This window comes from Mesorhizobium sp. M7A.F.Ca.CA.004.04.2.1, assembly GCF_004022825.1.
Classification (GTDB): domain Bacteria; phylum Pseudomonadota; class Alphaproteobacteria; order Rhizobiales; family Rhizobiaceae; genus Mesorhizobium.
On the sequence record NZ_RZPH01000712.1, the window covers coordinates 1 to 3,223 of the forward strand.

Below are 3,223 nucleotides of genomic sequence, written 5' to 3' on the forward strand. Positions count from 1 at the left end.
GATCTCGATCGAGCAGAACGCCATCATCAAGATCTTCTCGGTCGCCGCCGTCATCTTCCTGCCGCCGACTTTGGTCGCCTCGATCTACGGCATGAATTTCGACATCATCCCCGAGTTGAAATGGCAACTTGGCTATCCCTTCGCCATCGCCATGATGGTGCTGTCGGCGATCCTGCCCTTCTGGTACTTCCGCCGCCGCGGCTGGCTCTGAGTGGCCTTGTCGATCGGCGGCCACAGGCTGGCGCAGTAGAAATCGCTTGACCAAATGAACGCCGGCCTGCATCCGGAAACCCCGATCCTGGGGATCGTGGGTCGACAAGCCGGATTCCAGACCATGACTGCAGAGATAAAAACATGGGCCTATGAGGACTTCATCGAGGGCGCATCGATCGACCTCGGCTCGAAGCTCGTGAGTGCCGCCGAGATCGTCGAATTTGCCGGAGAATTTGACCCGCAGCCGATGCATCTCGACGAGGAAGCCGGCAAGGCCAGCATCCTCGGCGGGCTGGCAGCGTCGGGCTGGCACACCTGCGCCATGTTCATGCGCATGCTCTGCGACGCGTTCCTGCTGGACTCGACCTGCCAGGGCGCGCCCGGCGTCGATCAGGTCAAATGGAAGAAACCGGTCCTGGCCGGCGACCAACTGACCGGCACCCTGATGGTTGTTGCCAAGCGCCTGTCGAAATCGAAGCCGCAACTCGGCTTCGTCACCATGCGCAGCGAGCTGTTCAACCAGCGTGGCGAAAGCGTCTTCGAGCTCGAGAACTCGGTCATGTTCCTCACCCGCGATGCCGCGGGGAGCCAAGCATGACACTGGACGAGTTCTTCCGTATCGGCACCACCGTCACGCTCGGCTCGCACACATTCGAGCCCGAGGCGATCAAAGCCTTCGCCCGCAAGTACGACCCGCAAATCTTCCATATCGACGAGGAGGCCGCGAAAAAAAGCGTGCTCGGCGGCCTCTGCGCGTCTGGCTGGCACACGGCCGCGACCTGGATGAAACTCAATCTGGAAAACCGCATGGACGCCGAGATCGCTGCGTGGAGCGGTCCCGGTCCGGTGCCGGAATTCGGCCCCTCGCCCGGCTTCAAGAACCTGAAATGGCTGAAGCCGGTCTATGCCGGGCAAACCATCACCTTCACGCGCACCGCGCTGTCGCACCGCCCGATCGCCTCACGCCCCGGCTGGCGGCTTCTCGCGCTGCGTTCGGAAGCTTTCAATCCCACCGGCGACAAGGTGCTCGAGTTCGAAAGCGCCGTTCTGGTGAAGGTGGAGTAGCTTTTTCCTTCGCCCCGTTTACGGGGAGAAGGTGCCCGAAGGGCGGATGAGGGGCGGCGCCAGCGTTGGTGTCTTAAACTCGACGGTCGTACTTACCCTCACCCTGCTCCGCTCGCGTTGCTCGCTTCGCTTCCCTCTCCCCGTAAACGGGGCGAGGGAGAAACCTAATGCCCTTCGAACCCTATCAGCGTTCTGACCGGCACGCCGAGCGCCTCCAGCTTGGCGCGGCCGCCGAGGTCCGGCAGGTCGATGACGAAACAGGCGGCGAGGATGTCGGCGCCGATCTGGCGCAGCAGCTTGACCGCCGCTTCCGCGGTGCCGCCGGTGGCGATCAGATCGTCGACAAGGATCACCTTCTCGCCCGGAGCAACGCCGTCCTTGTGCATCTCCATCTCGTCCAGGCCATATTCCAGGCTATAGGCGACGCGCACCGTCTCGTAGGGCAGCTTGCCTTTCTTGCGGATCGGCACGAAGCCGGCCGAGAGCTGATGGGCGACGGCGCCGCCAAGGATGAATCCACGTGCCTCGATGCCGGCGATCTTGTCGATCTTCTGGCCGGCATAGGGATGCACCAGTTCGTCGATGGCGCGGCGGAAGGCGCGCGCATTGCCGAGCAGGGTGGTGATGTCGCGAAACAGGATGCCTGGCTTGGGATAGTCCGGAATGGTACGGATCGCGGCGAGCAATGTGTCTTCGAGGGAGGATTTCATGGGTCGAGATTACCTGAAACGGAGGTTCTTGCGCGACAATTGTTCGATCGAACTGCAGCCCATCAGCTTCATGCCACGTTCGATCTCGACCCGCATCTGCTCAAGGGCCCGTTCGACGCCGGGCTGGCCCGCCGCCGCGAGCGGGAACAGATAGTAGCGTCCGACACCGACGGCCTTGGCACCGAGCGACAGCGCCTTCAGCACATGCGTGCCGCGCTGCACGCCGCCATCCATGATGACGTCGATCCTGTCGCCAACGGCATCGACGATCTCGGCAAGCTGGTCGAACGCCGCCCGCGAGCCATCCAGCTGCCGCCCGCCATGGTTCGACAGCACGATGCCGCTGCAGCCGATGTCGACGGCGCGTCTTGCGTCCTCCACCGACATAACGCCCTTGAGACAGAACGGACCCGACCAAAGCTTGACCATCTCGGCGACATCGTCCCACGTCATCGACGGGTCTAGCATCTCGGTGAAGTAGCGGCTGATCGACATCGTGCCGCCGCCCATGTCGACATGCTCGTCGAGCTGCGGCAGCTTGAACCCCTCATGCGTGAAATAATTGATCGCCCAGGCCGGCTTGAGCGCGAACTGCGCCATTCCGGCAAGGTTGAGCTTGAAGGGAATGGCAAAGCCGGTGCGTTTGTCGCGCTCGCGATTTCCTCCGGTGATGCTGTCGACGGTCAGCATCATCACCTCGACGCCGACCGCCTTGGCGCGCTGCATCATCGCCCGGTTGAGACCGCGATCCCGATGGAAATAGAACTGGTAGACCTGCGGGCTGCTGCTGATGCTGCGCGCCTCCTCGAGGCTGACGGTGCCAAGCGACGAGACGCCGAACATGGTGCCATACTTGGCCGCGGCCTTGGCGACCGCGCGCTCGCCCTGATGGTGGAACAGGCGCTGCAAGGCGGTCGGCGAGCAATAGAACGGCATCGCCAGCTTCTGGCCCATGACCGTCACCGACATGTCGACCTCGCTCACCCCGCGCAGCACGTTGGGAACCAGATCGCAGGTCTCAAAGCTTTCGGTGTTGCGGCGGTAGGTGACCTCGTCGTCCGCCGCGCCGTCGATGTAATTGAAAATCGGCCCCGGCAGTCGCCGCTGCGCCATCCGCCGGAAATCGGAAAAGTTGTGACAGTCGCTGAGCCGCATCATCGAGTTCCAAAGGCCATGGCGGGACGAGCTTCTCGCCGCCGTTCGATGCGTCGAATATCAACCTGATGCTGCGATGC

The 3,223-nt window shown here is 62.9% G+C and carries 5 protein-coding genes; 3 read left to right on the forward strand and 2 right to left on the reverse strand.

Features of this window, described 5'->3' with window-relative positions; translation table 11 throughout:
• From EN893_RS25685 to EN893_RS25695, 3 genes are all read left to right on the forward strand, one after another.
• Positions 1–211: CorA family divalent cation transporter (locus EN893_RS25685; RefSeq protein WP_281062504.1), on the forward strand; the 211-nt coding region annotated here is incomplete at its 5' end.
• Between the two features lie 123 nt (positions 212–334).
• Positions 335–811 carry a MaoC family dehydratase gene (locus tag EN893_RS25690; RefSeq protein WP_127269625.1) on the forward strand — a complete coding sequence of 159 codons (477 nt, stop codon included), beginning with the start codon at positions 335–337 and terminating at the stop codon, positions 809–811.
• On the forward strand, positions 808–1,278 hold the full coding sequence (locus tag EN893_RS25695; protein ID WP_127269624.1) for a MaoC family dehydratase: 471 nt from the start codon (positions 808–810) through the stop codon (positions 1,276–1,278). Before EN893_RS25690 ends, EN893_RS25695 begins: the two co-directional genes overlap by 4 nt.
• Positions 1,279–1,442: 164 nt before the next feature.
• Here EN893_RS25695 and EN893_RS25700 read toward each other — a convergent pair whose 3' ends face one another.
• Positions 1,443–1,988: an adenine phosphoribosyltransferase gene (locus EN893_RS25700; RefSeq protein WP_013529989.1), complete on the reverse strand. Its 546-nt coding sequence runs from the start codon at positions 1,986–1,988 to the stop codon at positions 1,443–1,445.
• 9 nt (positions 1,989–1,997) lie between these two features.
• A complete protein-coding gene (locus EN893_RS25705; RefSeq protein ID WP_127269626.1) occupies positions 1,998–3,143 on the reverse strand; it encodes an alpha-hydroxy acid oxidase in 1,146 nt (381 codons plus the stop codon).
• Positions 3,144–3,223: the final 80 nt, after the last annotated feature.

Coding starts and splice junctions, on each gene's coding strand:
- EN893_RS25690 (WP_127269625.1), top strand. CDS start 335: ATGACTGCAGAGATAAAAACATGGGCCTATGAGGACTTCATCGAGGGC.
- EN893_RS25695 (WP_127269624.1), top strand. CDS start 808: ATGACACTGGACGAGTTCTTCCGTATCGGCACCACCGTCACGCTCGGC.
- EN893_RS25700 (WP_013529989.1), bottom strand. CDS start 1,988: ATGAAATCCTCCCTCGAAGACACATTGCTCGCCGCGATCCGTACCATT.
- EN893_RS25705 (WP_127269626.1), bottom strand. CDS start 3,143: ATGCGGCTCAGCGACTGTCACAACTTTTCCGATTTCCGGCGGATGGCG.